The sequence below is a fragment of the Pseudomonas sp. MYb118 genome (genome assembly GCF_040947875.1).
Taxonomy (GTDB): domain Bacteria; phylum Pseudomonadota; class Gammaproteobacteria; order Pseudomonadales; family Pseudomonadaceae; genus Aquipseudomonas.
Genome location: NZ_JBFRXN010000002.1, coordinates 3,332,504 through 3,348,919 on the forward strand (window position 1 = coordinate 3,332,504; position 16,416 = coordinate 3,348,919).

The window sequence follows — 16,416 nt, forward strand, 5'->3', positions numbered from 1 at the left end:
TCATCCAGGGAGACGAGAAGACGAGAAGGACATATCTATGAGCTTCGACCTTTCCATGTTTCGCAAGCCTGCCGCTGCCGGCAGGTTCACAGTGCTGGCGTTCGTGCCGGCCTTTTTTTTGCTCACGCCGTCGGCCATGGCTGCAGTCATCATCGGTGCTGGCGAGAACGTCACCATCGGCCCGGCCGACCCGCTGACCGACTACTTCGTCCAGGACGGCGGAGTGCTCAATGCCGTGGGTGGCGCCAATACCCTGAGCCTGAGCATCCGCAGTGGTTCGACCCTGAACATCGACGGAGCCACCGTGACCGGCAACCCGGGATTCCACGGAATTCTGGTAGCCGAAGCCCAGGCCAACATCCGCGCCGCCACGGTCACCGCCGGCACCCAGGCCTTGTGGCTCAGTCGTGCGCCGACCGCCACCCAGGGCTCGACCGTCACCGCCACCGACAGCACCTTTACCGGCGGCGAGGCGGGCGGGCTGGTCACCGGACTCAGTACCCTGACCCTGGTCAACAGCACGTTGCGTGGCACCAATGCCGACAGCGTCGGGCTGGACAGCCGTGGCGGCGACGTGCGCGCACTCGCCGGTTCGCTGATCAGCGGCGAACTGGCCGGCGTGAAAATGACCAACGATGCCAATGGCGCCGGCAGCAATTCGCTGCTGCTCGACGGCTCCACCGTGGAAGGGCGCAGCGGCCCGGCGATCCTGGTGGAAGGCGGCGTGCAGGGCGCAACCATCCAGGTGCAGAACGGTTCCGTGCTGCGGGCTGGTGATGGTAACCTGTTGACGGTGCAGGGCGCTTCTTCGGCGGCGATGAATGTGGTCGGCAGTGCCCTGGAAGGCAACGTGCAAGTGCTGCAGAACAGCACCGTCGATCTGTCATTCAACGGGGCCTCGATGGTGGGCGACATCCTGCGTGAAGACGGCTCCACCGCCAATGTCACGCTGAACAACGGCTCTTCGTTCACCGGTCGTTTGAACGACAGTAACCTCAGCCTCAACAGTGGCTCGAGCCTGACCATGGTCGGCGATGACAGCATCGACACCCTGTCACTCAATGACGGCACGGTGAACTTCGGTGCGCCGGGCGCCAGCCGGGAGCATCGTGTGCTGGACGTGAATTCGCTTGAGGGCAGCGGCATCATCGCGATGCAGGGCAACTTCGCCACCGGTGAAAGCGACCTGCTCAAGGCCGCGACCGCCACTGGTAGCTATGAACTGGCGGTCACCGCGTCGGGCAAGGACGCGACAGCGCCCCATCAGTTGACGCTGGTGCAGATCGGCAACAACCAGGCGGCCTTCTCCTTGCTGGGCGGACGGGTCGATGTGGGGGCGTTCGAATATGATCTGGCCGAGCGGCCCGGCGCCGGTGGCGGTACCGAGTTCTATCTGAACCCGACCACCCGCCTGAGCGCCGGTGCGCAGTCGGTGGTGGCGCTGTATCAAACCGCCATGACCGTGTCCTATGGCGAGTTGAAATCCCTGGAAAACCGCATGGGCGAGTTGCAGGCCGACGACAACCTGTACGGTCTGTGGATTCGGCCCTATGGCAACAAGTGGAATGTCGCCGGTGGTTCGTCCGGAGTGGGTTACAGCCAGCAACAGCAAGGCTTTTCCATGGGTGCGGATGCCCGATTGGGCGACAGTTTGTGGCGCGGCGGTGTCATGGCCGGTTACAGCCAGTCAGACCTGGACCTCGATCGCGGCACCTCGGCCACGGTCGACAGTTTCTACTTCGGTCCTTACCTCGGCTGGTTGAACCCACAGAATGGTTACTATGTCGATGCGGCCCTGAAGTTCAACCGCTTTCGCAATGAAGCCAAAGTCACCATGAGCGATGGCCAGCGGTCCAAGGGCGACTATGACAACTCCGCCGTGAGTGCGATGGTCGAGGCGGGGCGTCATCTCGACCTGGGCAATCACTGGTTCGCCAAACCCTCGGTCCAGGTGTCGGCGGCGGTGATCCAGGGCAAGGACTACCGGCTGGACAACGGCATGGAAGCAGAGGGCGACCGCACCCATTCGTTTCGCACCAAGCTTGGGGTCATGGCCGGTCGAAATCTGCAACTGGGCAACACTCAGGTGCGGCCTTACGGGCGTGTGGCGGTGATCCACGAGTTCGCCTCGAATGACAACGACGTGCAGGTCAACGGCAATCAGATCAACAACGATCTGTCGGGCAGCGGTGTCGAGGTCGGTACCGGCGTGACGGTGTCGTTGTCGGAAAAGCTGCGGCTGGATGTCGGCGTCGATTATGCCAAGGGCAAGCACATCGAACAGCCGGTGGCGGCGACCTTCGGCGTGAGTTACCAGTGGTAAATCGCCGGGGAAAAAAAATCGCTGGATAAGCGATTTTTTTTCGTCCGGTTGATGGGCGGCAGAGGCCGTCAGGCTATCCGGCTGAAGCTGACGGTGTTCGATTCGGCGGCCGGGTTGTCGGCTCTGACTGCGCTGACGACGTAGGTTTTGCCGACTTCCAGGCCCGTGAGCAACGTCGTCCAGACGCCATCCTGGTTGGCCTGGTGTTCTTTCGGGGCGACGGTGCCGTTGACCTTGACCTTGATAGTCCCGTCCGGCTCGGTCTTGCCTCTGAGCAGTACCCAACTGAAGAGGGTGGTGCCTCCATCGACGACTTCCTTTTCGGAGTCATGGACACGCGTGTCGGTGGGGGCGTCGCTGTCGGCCACGGTGAAGGGCCACGGGGCGGAGGTGCCCGCGTCGTTCACGGCGGTCAGGCTGTAGGCCTGCGGAGTAAGGGCGTCAATCTGAATCCTGTAAAGGCCTGTCGTGACGTCCACGGTGCCTTCCTTGAGTAGCGTTGTGCCGTTGTAAATCCCGATCTTGTCGCCTTTCTCCCCGGCGCCTTCGACAATCACGGTGGTCTGGAAGGTGGTGGAATCTTTGGGGATCTCGTTCCCCTGTGCATCTGTCACCTTGACCAGGGTTGGCGCCACGGCGGCGGCCAGCAGGGTAAAGGTGAAGACGCGCGACTCATTGCCGTTGCCGGCCTTGATCTTGATGCGGTAGGTGCCGGGAACCAGCCCGTCCAGGGCGAACTCGACTTCCCCGCACTGATTCACCGGCTCGGTGGCAATCGAAGTATCACCATTGAACAATTCGGCATTCTGGCGCGGGACGGCATTGCCTTTAACGGTGACCGCCGTTCCACGAAGGGAGGCGTTATCGGCAATCGGTTTGCCCTCTGCATCCAGCACTTCGCCGATGATCGGGTCGCGGGTGCCTGCCGTAAAGTTTTCCTCCAGGGCGATAGGCTCGATTCCCCATTTGCCCACGGCGAGAATTCCGTAGCAGCCCAGCTTTGTCACGTCGATTAATGGGGTCGCCCATTCACCGAGGCTGTCGCTGGTTGTCTGGCCCACCTTCTCATCAATGTTGAACACCTCGATGAGCTTGTTCGGCTCGGCACCAGAACCGAGCACTTTGTACTTTGACGTGTACAGCGTTCCGTACATGATGGATTTGTTGGTCTCATCCTGGATATCGGTGATTCTGAACAACGCGGTTTCGGGGTTCTGTGAGGGATTGCTTGAGAGCGCGGTCATGACCATGACTCCGGACAAGGTGAATGTACGGAGTGATTTAAGGCCTCGGGCCGAGCCTTGCCTACTGTCAGAAATAACAGGTTTTCAGCAGTTTCCGATGAATGGATATGCGCAGGGGCAGCGAATGAATCTCGCCGATGGGGCGATCAGGGCTTGTGCAGGGTTCTCTGCCGCAGGATGTAAATCGTCACCAGCACCGCGCTGGTCAGCATGAAACCCCGAGCCCAGGGCAGCGGCACCAGGTAGCAGGACAGCAGAATGCTCACCCACATCAGGCCGATGGCGTAGACCTTGCCCTTGAGTGGAATGCCGTTGCCGTCGAGGTAGTCACGAATCCACGGGCCCAGCCGTGGATGTTCCACCAGCCAGTTGTAGAAACGTGGTGAGCTGCGGGCGAAGCAGGCGGCCGCCAGCAGCAGGAAAGGTGTGGTGGGCAATACAGGCAGGAAAATCCCGATCACCCCCAGCGCTACGCTCAGCCAGCCGATGGCCAGCAGCACGTAGCGCAACATCAGGGAGCGGTTGCCTATGGGGTTGTCCACAGGCAGGACCTTAGTGGTGGCGTGGCTTGAGAATCGCCGGTTTTTCGTCTGGTGCGTTGCACAGCAGGTACAGCGCGGTCAGGGCTTCCGGGATCTGCACGATCATATCGTCCATCAGGTTGGCGTCGGCGGCGATGTCGGAGAACTCCGGTTGCTCGTCGAACAGACCGGAACCGACCATGATCGGCAGGAGCATTTCGCTGACTTCGTCTTCGGCGGTTTCGAACCAGGCCGCTTCGCGCAGGAACACGCCTTCCATGAAGCCGATGCACCAGCCGCGCAGATCGGAGTCGTCCGGGTCATCGCCCAGGTCCAGCTCGCACGGCAGTTCGAATTCTTCATCGGACGCCAGCTGCCGGGCAATGTGCGCCTTGAGGGCCAGCAGGGTTGACTCGATCGCTTCGCGCTCGGTGTCGTCGGCGTAATGCGGCTCTTCGGCGAACAGCGCGTCGATCCACTCGCGGTCCGGCACCTGCTCGGAGCAGATCGACAACGCAGTGAGGTAGCCGTGGGCGGCCACGTAGTCCAGCGCCTCGTCATGCAGCTCATCGGCATCGAGGAAGACTTGCAGGCGGGTAAGTTGCTCAGCGAAGGACATTAAAGGACTACCTTGGGAAGTAAACAGATGCGGGAATTCTAGGCCTTCTTGAGCACACAGGCCAGCCGTGCGGCGTATTTGTCCCGCAATCCAGCTCTTGTGGGAGCGAGCCTGCTCGCGATAGCGGTACAACTGCTGACAGATCGCTGGCTGATCTGCCGCCATCGCGAGCAGGCTCGCTCCCACAGGGTTTGCCATGAGGGCGCATTTTGTATTGCCCTTCTCAGCGGCACCCTGCGCACGCGAGCCCTCGGGTATACTCCCGCGTTTTGTGATGCCCTGCTGGCGTCGGCGCTGGTCTGCATAGCGTCATGCAATGCGCACTTACCATTTGGCAGTGCAGCGATGGCGGTTCTGAACCAGCCTTGCAGGGATGTTTCGGTGATTTTTGGAGTTTCTATGCTCGAACAGGCTCAACGCGTCCTCAAGGACATCTTCGGCTACGACAGTTTCCGTGGCCGTCAGGGTGCGATCATTGAGCGCGTAGCCAGCGGCGGCGACGCCCTGGTGCTGATGCCTACCGGCGGCGGCAAGTCCTTGTGTTTCCAGGTGCCTGCGCTGTTGCGCGAAGGCCTGGCGGTGGTGGTCTCGCCGCTGATCGCGCTGATGGACGATCAGGTGGCGACCCTCGAAGAACTGGGCGTTGCGGCGGCTTCGTTGAACTCCACCCTGAGCGCCGAGCAGCAGCGCGACCTCGCCGCGCGAATCCGCCGTGGTGAAGTGAAAATGCTCTATCTGGCGCCGGAACGCCTGGTCCAGCCGCGCATGCTGGCCTTCCTGCAAAACCTCGACATCGCCCTGTTCGCCATCGACGAAGCCCACTGCGTATCGCAATGGGGCCACGATTTCCGCCGCGAATACCTGCAACTGGGGCAACTGGCGGAATTGTTTCCCCATGTGCCGCGCATCGCCCTTACCGCGACCGCTGACAAGCGCACCCGCGAGGAAATCGTCGAGCGTCTGCATTTGCAGAATGCCGAGCGCTTTCTTTCGAGCTTCGACCGTCCGAACATTTTCTACCGTATCGTCCCCAAGGAGCAGCCGCGCAAGCAGTTGCTGGCGTTCCTTGCCGAGCGGCGCAGCGACGCCGGCATCGTCTATTGCCTGTCGCGCAAGAAGGTCGACGAAGTCGCGGTGTTCCTCACCGAGCAGGGTTTCCCGGCGTTGCCGTACCACGCGGGCCTGGCCAATGAAACCCGCGCCGAACACCAGCGACGCTTCCTCAACGAAGAAGGCCTGATCATGGTCGCCACGGTGGCGTTCGGCATGGGCATCGACAAGCCCAACGTGCGCTTTGTCGCGCACCTGGACCTGCCCAAATCCCTGGAAGCCTACTACCAGGAAACCGGGCGGGGCGGCCGTGACGGCCTGCCGGCGGATGCCTGGATGGCCTACGGCCTGCAAGACGTGGTGATGCTCAAGCAGATGTTGCAGAACTCCGAGGGCGACGAACGCCACAAGCGTCTGGAGCAGCACAAGCTCGATGCCATGCTTGCGCTCTGCGAAGAAACCCGCTGCCGTCGCCAGACCTTGCTCGCCTACTTCGACGAAGACATGCCCGAGCCATGCGGCCACTGCGACAACTGCGTCGATGGCGTGCAGACCTGGGATGCCACCGAGCCTGCCCGCCAGGCGTTGTCGGCGATCTACCGCACCGGCCAGCGCTACGGCGTCGGTCATCTGGTGGATGTGTTGCTGGGCAAGGACAACGAAAAGATCCGCAGCTTCGGCCATCAGCACCTGTCGGTGTACGGCGTCGGCAAGGCGATGGGCGAGAGCGAGTGGCGCTCGCTGTTCCGCCAACTGGTGGCGCGCGGTCTGGCCGACATCGACCTGGACGGCTATGGCGGCCTGCGCCTGAGCGACAGTTGCCGACCGCTGCTCAAGGGTGAGGTCACCCTGGAGCTGCGTCGCGACCTCAAACCGCAAACCGTCGCCAAAAGCAGCAAGAGCCAGGCGAGCCAACTGGTGCGCGGCGAAGAGCGCGAGCAGTGGGAAGCCTTGCGCGCCCTGCGCCGCAAGCTCGCCGAAGAACATGGCGTGCCACCCTACGTCATCTTCCCCGATTCGACCCTGCTGGAAATGCTGCGCAGCCAGCCGACCTCGCTGGCGGAAATGGCCCGGGTCAGCGGTGTCGGCGCGCGCAAACTGGAGCGCTACGGCGAGGCGTTCCTCGAAGTGCTCGGCGGTCAGGTCGAGACGCCGAAGGCGGTGGCCGATGTGCGTCACGAACTGATCACGCTGGCCCGTGCCGGCATGACGCCCCTGCAGATTGCCGGTCAGTTGCAATGTTCGGAGAAGAACGTCTACGCCATGCTGGCCGAAGCTATCGGCCAGCAGCAGTTGTCGCTGGAGCAGGCGCTGGACCTGCCCGAAGACCTGATGGGCGAAGTGCAGGACGCGTTTCTCGACGGCGAGGGCGAGCTGCCTTCGGTTGCCGAGGTCGCCGAGCTGTTTGCCGGGCGTGTGCCTGAAGGCGTGTTGTATTGCGTACGTGCCGCGCTGCAATCGGAATTCGAGATCTGATGCGCAAATCTTGATTACGGTTTCCAGATGTAACGATTCAGTACAGAGCAAACCTTGCCTCAAGCCAAAGGCCATGCTTAGCTGACTAATAATTAGTTTTATCTATTTCAGTCTAACCATGAGTGTTTTATGCCGTTAACCGATCAACACCGCTTTGGCATGCAATTGGCCCAGATGTCTCGCGGCTGGCGCGCCGAACTGGACCGCCGCCTGGCCGGCCTGGGCTTGTCCCAGGCGCGCTGGCTGGTGCTGCTGCACCTGGCGCGTTTCGACGCCGCCCCGACTCAGCGCGAGCTGGCACAGAGCGTCGGCGTCGAAGGACCCACCCTGGCGCGACTGCTCGACAGCCTGGAAAGCCAGGGGCTGGTGCAGCGTCAATCCGTGGCGGAAGACCGCCGGGCAAAAAAAATCGTGCTCTGTGCCCCGGCCCGTCCGTTGATCGAACAGATCGAAACCATTGCCACCCAATTGCGTCACGAGCTTTTTCAAGGTGTCGACGAAGCCGACCTAAAGGTCTGCATGCGGGTTCACGGGCACATTCTGGCGAACCTGGAAAAATCTTGAGGCACAACCGCGTGTCAGTGTTTTGAGATACCCCGCTGAGCAGACTATAAAGAACTACTGGGCGATATCGTGTTCGTACCGGATATACGAACACGTGCGGTTGATTCTGGTTATCTAAGGGATGCTCATGCTCGAAAGTTGGCACGTAGTACGGCGAGGGTGCGCCAGGTGGTTGCTGGCTGGTGGATTTTTGACTTACTCGGCCCTGGCGTCCGCGCTGGGGCTGGGGGAAATCACCGTGCATTCGGCGCTCAATCAGCCGTTGCGGGCTGACATCGTTCTGGAGGATGCGGCGGGTCTGGAGGAGGGCGACCTGGCGGTCAGCCTGGCAACGGCCGACGAGTTCAGCCGCGCCGGCGTCGAGCGGGTGTTCTTTCTCAACGATCTGAAGTTCACCCCGATCCTGCGGGGTAACCGCAGCGTTATCCGGGTGAGTTCCACTAAAGTGGTCAACGAACCCTTCCTCGATTTTCTCGTGCAACTCAACCAGCCCAACGGCCGGGTCGTGCGCGAATACACGGTGCTGATCGACCCGCCGGGTACACCGGGTATCGTGCCGGTGGCCGATGAGCCGGCCAGTCACTCGTCGAATTCGCCATTCCCCAGCGTCACTCCTGCCCCGGCGCCATCGCCCGCCGCGAAAAAACCGGCTGCGGTCACTCAAGCCCCACCGCCGGCGCCGCCCGTGGTCGATGATTCCGCCGAGCAGTTGGCGGCCAGCGTGCTGCAAAACCAGCAATTGCAGAAAACCGTCGATGAACTCAATGCCAGGCTTCAGGCCCAGGACGAGCAGATCGCCGGCCAGAAGCAACAGATCACCGACCTGGAAACCCGCCTGGCGCAGGACAAACCCGTACCGGCCGTGCCGCCAGTTGAGCAGGTGCCACCGCCCGTGGTGACGCCGGAGCCTGAGGGCATCAACTGGTGGCTGGTCCTCGGCTTGCTGGTGTTGGTCGGCCTGTTGCTGGTGATGGGGTTCGTTCGGCGTCGCCAGCAGCAGGCCCAGGCATTGCCCGTTGGCGCGCCGGTTTCGCCGTCGCGCCGTGAGGTGGTGCTCGACCCCGCTTTCGATTCGCTGCAACAGCCGGAGATGCTCAACCCGGTTCACGAACATCACGAGGAGGCGCCGACCGGCGATGTCCTGGAAGGTGTGAGCCTGTACCTGACGTACGGGCGATTTGCCGAAGCGGCGGCGCTGCTGCGCGATGCCCTGGCCAAGGAGCCGCACCGCACGGACCTTGCCGTGCAACTGCTGGAAGTCCTTGGCAAGCAGGGCGACGAGCCCGCCTACGACGCCCAGGAAAACAGCCTGCGCGAGGCCGGCTTCGACCCGCAACAGCTTCAGGACATGCGGGCACGCTTCCCTAAGTTGAGCCAGCCTGTGGCGCCAGCAGCAGCGATGGCGGCGACGGCCGCCGCGGCCGCAGCCGTGCCTTTGGTTACACCCGCGTTCGAACAGCGGGAGGTCACCGCACCCGTGGAGCCTTCGGCCGATGACGAATTCCAGTTGAACCTGGATGAACTGTCGATGGATTCCAGCTGGGATCTGGTCGAATCCTCGCCAGCTCCGACAAAAGCCGAAGAGCCGCCGTTCGCTTCGAACCTGCAGGTGTTGCCGTTCGACTCGCCGCAAGAGCCCGCACTGGAAGAATCCGAACTGGAGTGGCTCGCCGACCCTGATGCACAGGCGCTGGACGATGATTTTCTCGATGGCTTCAGTGATGAAAACCAGTCGATCGAGCTGGAACCCCTGGACCTCGACCCCGCAGCGGCGAGCAACGCCGACAAACTCGAACAGGCCCAGACCTGCATCGACGATGGCGACCTGGACAGCGCCGCCATGCTGCTCAACGAGCTGCTCAAGGACGGTGACGAGCCGCTCAGGCAAACCGCGCGGACGCTGTTGGCCGGTATTCGCTGAGCCTCTATCATGACGGCGCCCCTGACTCAGGAATCTGCTCCGTCATGAATACGCAAAAACCGGAAATCGTCATCACTTATTGCACGCAATGCCAGTGGCTGTTGCGTGCTGCCTGGCTGGCCCAGGAACTGCTCAGTACCTTCGCCGACGATCTGGGCAAGGTGTCGCTGGTGCCCGGCACCGGTGGCGTGTTTCACATCGCCTGCAACGACGTGCAGATCTGGGAGCGCAAGGTGGACGGCGGTTTCCCGGAAGCCAAGGTACTCAAGCAGCGGGTCCGTGATCAGATTGATCCGGACCGCGACCTCGGGCACAACGACCGCACTCAGTGAGAGGTGGCCTCGGCGGCCACCGCAGGCTTGCTCGAGCCACCTGACAAGCGGGCGGACACCACGATCGCGACGATAATCAAGGCACCGCCCAATAACATGCGCAACGTCGGGTTTTCATCAAACAGCCACCAGGCCACGGTGATGCCATACACCGGCTCCATGGCGAACACCACGGCGGCGGTCCGGGCCTTGATCACCGCGAGGCTGGCCACGAACAGGCTGTGGGCGAGGCCGGTGCAGAACACCCCGAGCAAGGCAATCCACAGCCAGTCCAGGGGGCGCACCTCGGTCAATTGCGGCGCCGCGACCGGCAGCAGGCACAACGCGACCACCACGTTCTGGCATAGTGCCGCCTGAACCGGCGGGATCTTGCCGGAACTGGCGCGGTTGGTCAGCGACAGCAGCGAAAACAGCAGGCCGGACGCCACCGACCACAGCAGACCGATGGTGGCGCCACTGGCGAGGTCGAAGTCCGGGGTCACCAACACCAGCCCGATACTCACCAACACCACCAGGATGATTTCATTGGCGCGAATGCGTTCGCGGAAAATCAGCCCTTCGAGTATCACGGTGAACGCCGGGAAACTGGCAAAACCCAGGGTGGCAATGGCGACACCACCGATTTTCACCGAGATGAAAAAGCTCACCCAATGGCCGGCCAACAGCAAGCCACCGAGCAGCAGGCGCCGCCAGTCGCCGGCGTTCAGGGTCTGCCAGCGAGTCTGGCGGGCGATGCGGGCGAACAGGCCGAGTGCGAGCACCGCAAAGGCGGCGCGGCCAAAGACAATGATGGCCGGGGAGGCGGCGGCGAGTTTGCCGAACACGCCGGTCAGGCCAAACATCAGGGCACCGATATGCAGGGCACCAAGGGCGGTACGGGGAGTCATTGCAATCCTTGATCAACGCTGGAGTCAGGCTGACGGGCATCGTCAGTGGCTCCATTAAAACCCATCGTCCCCGTTCGGTCTGTCGGCGAACTAGCGAGTTTTGTCGCCAGCCTCGCGTCGCAGTTTGCCCGGTGGCGTGCCAAATTCACGCAGCACCGCCGCGGAGAATGCGCTTTGCGAACTGTAGCCCGCCCGTACGGCGATTTCGCCGATGGGCAGCGCCGATGTGCGTAACAGGCGCACGGCCATGTGCAGGCGTCGGCTGCGGATGTAGTCCATGGGCGTCTGCCCGCATTCGGCGATGAACCGCGCATGCAGCCGGGCCGTGGACAGGCCGCTGAGGCGTGCAAGGTCGGCCACTTGCAGCGGATAGGCCGCGTTTTGATCAATGTGCGCGTTGAACTCGGCATAGGGCAGGCGCCGCCCGCCAATCACCTCGGGTTCGCTCCTGTTCAGACTGGCCAGCAACAGGACCGCGCCCTGTTGCGCTATCACCGGATCACTGACCGGGCTGTTCGCCAGCCAGTTGACCAACTGGTGCTGCCCGGCATCCAGGGGCAGGGGGCCGGCGTGGTCCAGCAGGCGACGGCTGGCATCGGCGTGTTCGCCAAGGTTTTGCGTCACCCACTTATCGCTCGGCACATCCAGCACCAGGCAGCGGCTGCCGTTGGGGCTGCCACAGGCATGATGAAAACCGGACGGAACCACCACGAAACGCTGCTCGACCACTTGGCTGCCATGGCCGTCGACTTCGAAATCCAGTGCGCCCGACAGCCCGAACACCAGTTGCGCGTGATCGTGGCTATGGACGATCTGGTCGTGGGTGTATTGGCGCAATGTGAGGATGGGTCTCATCGCAGGTCTCCGAAACAAGGTCGACAGTCTACACCGACGCCGGTCGGGTGCGCTGTCACACGACTGACTTGCGCTTGTCATGGTCGATTAACCGGATCGGCGCAAGCTTGCAAAAACAATCGCAGAGGGTTGCCCATGACCAGCGCCGAGCTCGCCAAACCCAGTCGCAAGCAACGTGTGCGAACCTTGTGGATTTCCGATGTGCACCTGGGCACCCGGGATTGCCAGGCCGAACACCTGTCGCAGTTTCTCAAGAGTTACCACGCCGACCGGATCTACCTGGTCGGAGACATCATCGACGGCTGGAAGCTGCGCGGCGGCATGTACTGGCCCCAGGCGCACACCAACGTGATCCGTCGCCTGTTGACCATGAGCAAGCGTGGTACCGAGGTGATCTACGTCACTGGCAACCACGACGAATTCCTGCGCCGCTATTCGAAACTGATCCTGGGCAACATCCAGCTGGTCGACGAAGCGGTGCACGTGACCGCCGACGGTCGCCACCTGCTGGTGATCCACGGCGACCAGTTCGACGTGATCACCCGTTATCACCGCTGGCTGGCCTTCCTCGGCGACTCGGCCTACGAATTCACCCTGACCCTCAACCGCTGGCTTAATCACTGGCGGGCCCGCTATGGGTACGGTTACTGGTCGCTGTCGGCGTACCTCAAGCACAAGGTGAAAACCGCGGTCAATTTCATCAGCGACTTCGAAGAAGCCATCGCCCACGAATGCGTCAAGCGCGAACTGCACGGGGTGGTCTGCGGGCACATCCACCACGCCGAGATCCGCAAGGTCGGCGAGGTGGACTACCTCAACTGTGGCGACTGGGTGGAATCCTGCACGGCACTGATCGAGCACTGGGACGGCTCGATCGAGCTGTACCGGCTGGCCGATGCCCAGGCGCGGGAAGCGGAATTGAAAGCCCTGAAAATCCCCGAGCCTGCCTGACCTGCCTTTTGTGGGAGCGGGCTTGCTCGCGATGGGGTCACCACGGTCTATCAGGCCGGCGCATGCTCCGCCATCGCCGCCTTGTAGATCGACTGTTTGGGCTGCGCGAACAGCCGCTCCATCATCGGCTCGAAGAAGCTCAGCGGCAGGGTGTCGTACGCCGGGTCGAACGCCGCCGCATCATATTTGGCACAGAACTCGATGGTCGCCTGGTACTGCGGGTGGTCGCTGAATTGCTCGCGCAGATGCCGGTCCATGCCCAGGTGATGGAAGAAATAATAGCCCTGGAAAATCCCGTGTTTCTCCACCATCCACAGATTGTCGGCGCTGACGAACGGCTTGAGAATCGCCGCCGCGATATCCGGGTGGTTGTAGGAGCCCAGGGTGTCGCCGATGTCGTGCAGCAGCGCGCAGACCACGTATTCTTCATCACGGCCGTCGCGCCAGGCGCGGCTGGCGGTTTGCAGGGAGTGGGTCAGGCGATCCACCGGGAAGCCGCCAAAGTCACCCTCCAGCAACTTCAGGTGCGCCAGGATCCTTGCCGGCAACTGTCGGGCGTAGGCGCTGAAGTCTGCGGCGATGATCGCCCAGTCTTCCTGGGTGCCGTCCTGCATGTGGGTGAAACGGGCATTGGCATTCATCAGCGATCCTCTTGTTCTGCAGGGCAGGGATTTCCGGTTAGAACGGCACGCGGCCCAGGATCATGTCCCGGTACATCACAAAGTCGCCTAGCAGGCTGTAGAACGGATGCTGGAAGGTGGCCGGGCGGTTCTTCTCGAAGAAAAAATGCCCGACCCAGGCAAAGCTGTAGCCGGCCAGCGGCAGGGCCAGCAGCCACGCCCAGGCGCCATGGCCGATGGTCAGGACCACGATCAACAGCACCAGCGTCGTGCCAACAAAGTGCAACCGACGACAGGTACTGTTGCTGTGCTCGCTCAGGTAATACGGGTAAAACTCGGCAAAGCTGTTGAAATGTTTGACGTTTTCCACGACTGCGATCTCTGTGGTTATTGTTATGACTGCAAGTTGTTCTGCGGGGAGCTTATTTGAGTCTAGAGTGATCAATGGCATCAGCCAGTGACAATAGGCGCCACTTTAGTATCCTTCGGTAATTGGCCGTAGCATGCGGCTCATCATGTAAGTACACGCCATGAGCGAAAGAACGACTTCTGCAAGCTGGGCGATGGGGATTGTCAAAGCACTGGAAATGGACGGCCTGGATTGCAAGGTTCTGTTCAAACAGCTGGGGCTCGACTATGCGTTGCTCGAAGATCCGGACGCGCGCTTCCCGCAGGACTCCATGACACGCCTGTGGCAGCGCGCCGTCGAGCTGTCGGGCAACCCGGCGATCGGCCTGAACATGGGCAAGGTGGTGCGACCGGCCTCCTTCCACGTGGCCGGTTATGCCTTGATGTCCAGCCAGACCCTGGCCGAAGGCTTCAAGCGGCTGGTGCGCTATCAGCGCATCATCGCCGAAAGCGCCGACCTGAGTTTCCGTCTGCTGGACGAGGGTTACGCGCTGATCCTGACCGTCCACGGTGACCATCTGCCACCGACCCGACAGAGCGCCGAAGCATCGCTGGCCTGTGCACTGGCGCTGTGCGGCTGGCTGAGCGGGCGAACCCTGCACCCGCGCAAGGTGCTGGTGCAGGGCGCGGAACCTGCCGATCTTGCGCCCTACCGGCAGGCGTTCCACGCGCCGCTGGAGTTCAACGCACCCTATGACGCGCTGATTTTCGAACGGGCCGACATGGAGGCGCCGTTGCCAACCGCCAACGAAGCCATGGCGCTGTTGCACGACCGGTTTGCCGGGGAGTATCTGGCGCGGTTCTCCGAAAGCCGCGTGACCCACAAGGCCCGTCAGGTGCTCTGCCGCCTGCTGCCCCAGGGTGAACCCAAGCGCGATACCGTGGCGCAGACGCTGCACCTGTCGCAGCGAACCTTGCAGCGACGGCTCCAGGAAGAGGGCACCAGCTTCCAGACCCTGCTCGATGACACCCGCCGCGAACTGGCCGAGCAATACCTCGCGCAGCCGACCATGACCCTGCTGGAAATTGCCTACCTGCTGGGCTTTGCCGACCCGAGCAACTTCTTTCGAGCGTTCCGCCGCTGGTTCGACACCACGCCCGGCGAGTACCGGGTGCGGCTGGCGGAAGCGCCGAACCGGGTCAGTGACGCCAGAACGCCGGAATACACAGCACGAACACCGTAATGATCTCCAGGCGGCCAAGCAGCATGCCGAACGAGAGAATCCACTTGGCCGCATCCGGCAGGCTGGCGAAGTTGCCGGCCGGGCCGATGGTTTCGCCCAGCCCCGGACCGACGCCGGACACGGTACTGGCCGCGCCCGTCAGGGCGGTCATCCAGTCGACGCCGAGCAGCGACAGCAGCAGGGCGATCACGCAGATGGTGATGGCGAAGAAAAACGAAAAGGTCAGGATCGAACGCACGATCTCTTCGTCGAGACGGTGGCCGTTGTACTTCTGCTTGATCACCGCACGCGGGTGAATCAGCTGGTTAAGGTTGGCCTTGAGCAGGATGTAGGCGACCTGGAAGCGGAAAATCTTGATCCCGCCCGCCGTCGAGCCTGAGCAGCCGCCGACGAAACCCAGGTAGAAGAACAGCATCAGCGAGAAATTGCCCCAGAGGCTGTAGTCCCCGAGCGCGAAACCGGTGGTGGTCACCACCGAGGTCACGTTCAGCGCCACGTGGCGCAAAGCGTCCAGCCAGTGTAGTTGCGTCGTCCACCAGTACCAGGTGCCGAGCACCAGCCAGGTCACCAGCAACATGCCGAGCAAGCCCTGCACCTGTTGATCCTTGATCAGTGCCTTGCGGTTGCCGCGCAGGGTGGCCACGTACAGGGTGAACGGCAGGCTGCCCAGGATCATGATGACGATCGCCACCCAGTGCACCGCCGGTTGTGTCCACTTGGCCAGGGACAGGTCGGAGGTGGAGAAGCCGCCGGTGGAAATCGCCGACATCGCATGGTTGATCGCGTCGAACGGGCTCATGCCGGCCCACCAGAAAGCCAGGCTGCCGAGAATGGTGATACCGACGTACGCCGCCACGATCAGCCGCGCCACCATGTGCGAACGGGGCATGACTTTTTCCGAGCGGTCCGACGACTCGGTCTGGAACAGGCGCATGCCACCGATACGCAGCAGCGGCAGAATCGCCACTGCCATGCCGATGAAGCCGATACCGCCGATCCAGTGCAGCAGCGAGCGCCACATCAGGATGCCCGGCGACATGCTGTCCAGGTGATTGAGCACTGTGGAACCGGTGGCTGTGATCCCGGACATGCTTTCGAAGAACGAGTCGGTGTAGCTGATGTGCTGGGTCAACAGGAACGGCAGCGCGGCGAAGATACACACCACCAGCCAGCTGCTGACCGTCAGCAGGTACATGTCCCGCGGACGCAGGTGCACGTGTTCGGGACGCCCGGGAATCACCAGTGCCAGGCCCGCCAGGAAGGTGATCATGCTCGACCAGAGGAACGATGGCATGTCGCTGGTGCGATCGAAGATGATCAGCGTGGCCATGGGCACGACCATGGCGACCGCCAGCGTGATCAGGAAGAGGCCGATGATGAAACCAATGGTTCGTAAAGTCGGCAACGCCATGAAGTCCGCTCGGGCTGAAAGGGGGAAGGGCGCCATTCTACCCATGGGGC

General features: G+C 62.3%; 15 protein-coding genes. 7 read left to right on the top strand and 8 right to left on the bottom strand.

What is annotated here, in order from left to right:
* Nucleotides 1–37: 37 nt before the first annotated feature.
* Nucleotides 38–2,323, top strand: a complete 2,286-nt coding sequence (locus ABVN20_RS21065; protein ID WP_368557617.1) for an autotransporter outer membrane beta-barrel domain-containing protein — start codon at nt 38–40, stop codon at nt 2,321–2,323.
* A gap of 68 nt (nt 2,324–2,391) precedes the next feature.
* On the opposite strand, the gene ABVN20_RS21070 is transcribed toward ABVN20_RS21065, so the two are convergent.
* The 3 genes from ABVN20_RS21070 to ABVN20_RS21080 form a co-directional block, all read right to left on the bottom strand.
* Entirely contained in the window at nt 2,392–3,567 is a 1,176-nt protein-coding gene (locus ABVN20_RS21070) for a hypothetical protein (RefSeq protein WP_368557618.1), read from the bottom strand.
* Between the two features lie 146 nt (nt 3,568–3,713).
* A complete protein-coding gene (locus tag ABVN20_RS21075; RefSeq protein WP_368557736.1) occupies nt 3,714–4,079 on the bottom strand; it encodes a YbaN family protein in 366 nt (121 codons plus the stop codon).
* A gap of 40 nt (nt 4,080–4,119) precedes the next feature.
* Nucleotides 4,120–4,707, bottom strand: a complete 588-nt coding sequence (locus tag ABVN20_RS21080; RefSeq protein WP_368557619.1) for a UPF0149 family protein — start codon at nt 4,705–4,707, stop codon at nt 4,120–4,122.
* Nucleotides 4,708–5,106: 399 nt separating this feature from the next.
* Between ABVN20_RS21080 and recQ the strand changes: the two genes are divergently transcribed.
* The 4 genes from recQ to ABVN20_RS21100 all read left to right on the top strand — a co-directional run bounded on the left by recQ (nt 5,107) and on the right by ABVN20_RS21100 (nt 10,050).
* A complete protein-coding gene (recQ, locus tag ABVN20_RS21085) occupies nt 5,107–7,233 on the top strand; it encodes a DNA helicase RecQ (protein ID WP_368557620.1) in 2,127 nt (708 codons plus the stop codon).
* A 129-nt stretch (nt 7,234–7,362) separates the two neighbouring features.
* A complete protein-coding gene (locus ABVN20_RS21090; protein WP_368557621.1) occupies nt 7,363–7,797 on the top strand; it encodes a MarR family transcriptional regulator in 435 nt (144 codons plus the stop codon).
* Nucleotides 7,798–7,924: 127 nt separating this feature from the next.
* On the top strand, nt 7,925–9,718 hold the full coding sequence (locus tag ABVN20_RS21095; protein ID WP_368557622.1) for a FimV/HubP family polar landmark protein: 1,794 nt from the start codon (nt 7,925–7,927) through the stop codon (nt 9,716–9,718).
* A 44-nt stretch (nt 9,719–9,762) separates the two neighbouring features.
* Nucleotides 9,763–10,050: a SelT/SelW/SelH family protein gene (locus ABVN20_RS21100; RefSeq protein ID WP_368557623.1), complete on the top strand. Its 288-nt coding sequence runs from the start codon at nt 9,763–9,765 to the stop codon at nt 10,048–10,050.
* Here the strand turns inward: ABVN20_RS21100 and ABVN20_RS21105 are convergent.
* Together ABVN20_RS21105 and ABVN20_RS21110 are read right to left on the bottom strand one after the other, a co-directional pair.
* Entirely contained in the window at nt 10,044–10,937 is an 894-nt protein-coding gene (locus ABVN20_RS21105) for a DMT family transporter (RefSeq protein ID WP_368557624.1), read from the bottom strand. The genes ABVN20_RS21100 and ABVN20_RS21105 overlap by 7 nt on opposite strands.
* Nucleotides 10,938–11,027: 90 nt before the next feature.
* Nucleotides 11,028–11,792, bottom strand: a complete 765-nt coding sequence (locus ABVN20_RS21110) for an AraC family transcriptional regulator (RefSeq protein ID WP_368557625.1) — start codon at nt 11,790–11,792, stop codon at nt 11,028–11,030.
* Between the two features lie 135 nt (nt 11,793–11,927).
* On the opposite strand from ABVN20_RS21110, the gene ABVN20_RS21115 reads away from it, so the two are divergent.
* The gene (locus ABVN20_RS21115; protein WP_368557626.1) at nt 11,928–12,743 is read left to right on the top strand and encodes a UDP-2,3-diacylglucosamine diphosphatase; all 816 of its coding nucleotides are present in this window, start codon (nt 11,928–11,930) and stop codon (nt 12,741–12,743) included.
* Between the two features lie 50 nt (nt 12,744–12,793).
* On the opposite strand, the gene ABVN20_RS21120 is transcribed toward ABVN20_RS21115, so the two are convergent.
* Nucleotides 12,794–13,384, bottom strand: coding sequence for an HD domain-containing protein (locus ABVN20_RS21120; RefSeq protein ID WP_368557627.1), 591 nt, complete (start codon nt 13,382–13,384; stop codon nt 12,794–12,796).
* Between the two features lie 37 nt (nt 13,385–13,421).
* A complete protein-coding gene (locus tag ABVN20_RS21125; RefSeq protein ID WP_368557628.1) occupies nt 13,422–13,733 on the bottom strand; it encodes an Mpo1-like protein in 312 nt (103 codons plus the stop codon).
* A gap of 160 nt (nt 13,734–13,893) precedes the next feature.
* Here ABVN20_RS21125 and ABVN20_RS21130 point away from each other — a divergent pair, with 160 nt between their 5' ends.
* Nucleotides 13,894–14,955: an AraC family transcriptional regulator gene (locus tag ABVN20_RS21130; RefSeq protein ID WP_368557629.1), complete on the top strand. Its 1,062-nt coding sequence runs from the start codon at nt 13,894–13,896 to the stop codon at nt 14,953–14,955.
* Here the strand turns inward: ABVN20_RS21130 and ABVN20_RS21135 are convergent.
* Nucleotides 14,912–16,366 carry a TrkH family potassium uptake protein gene (locus ABVN20_RS21135; RefSeq protein ID WP_368557630.1) on the bottom strand — a complete coding sequence of 485 codons (1,455 nt, stop codon included), beginning with the start codon at nt 16,364–16,366 and terminating at the stop codon, nt 14,912–14,914. The genes ABVN20_RS21130 and ABVN20_RS21135 overlap by 44 nt on opposite strands.
* Nucleotides 16,367–16,416 lie beyond the last annotated feature (50 nt).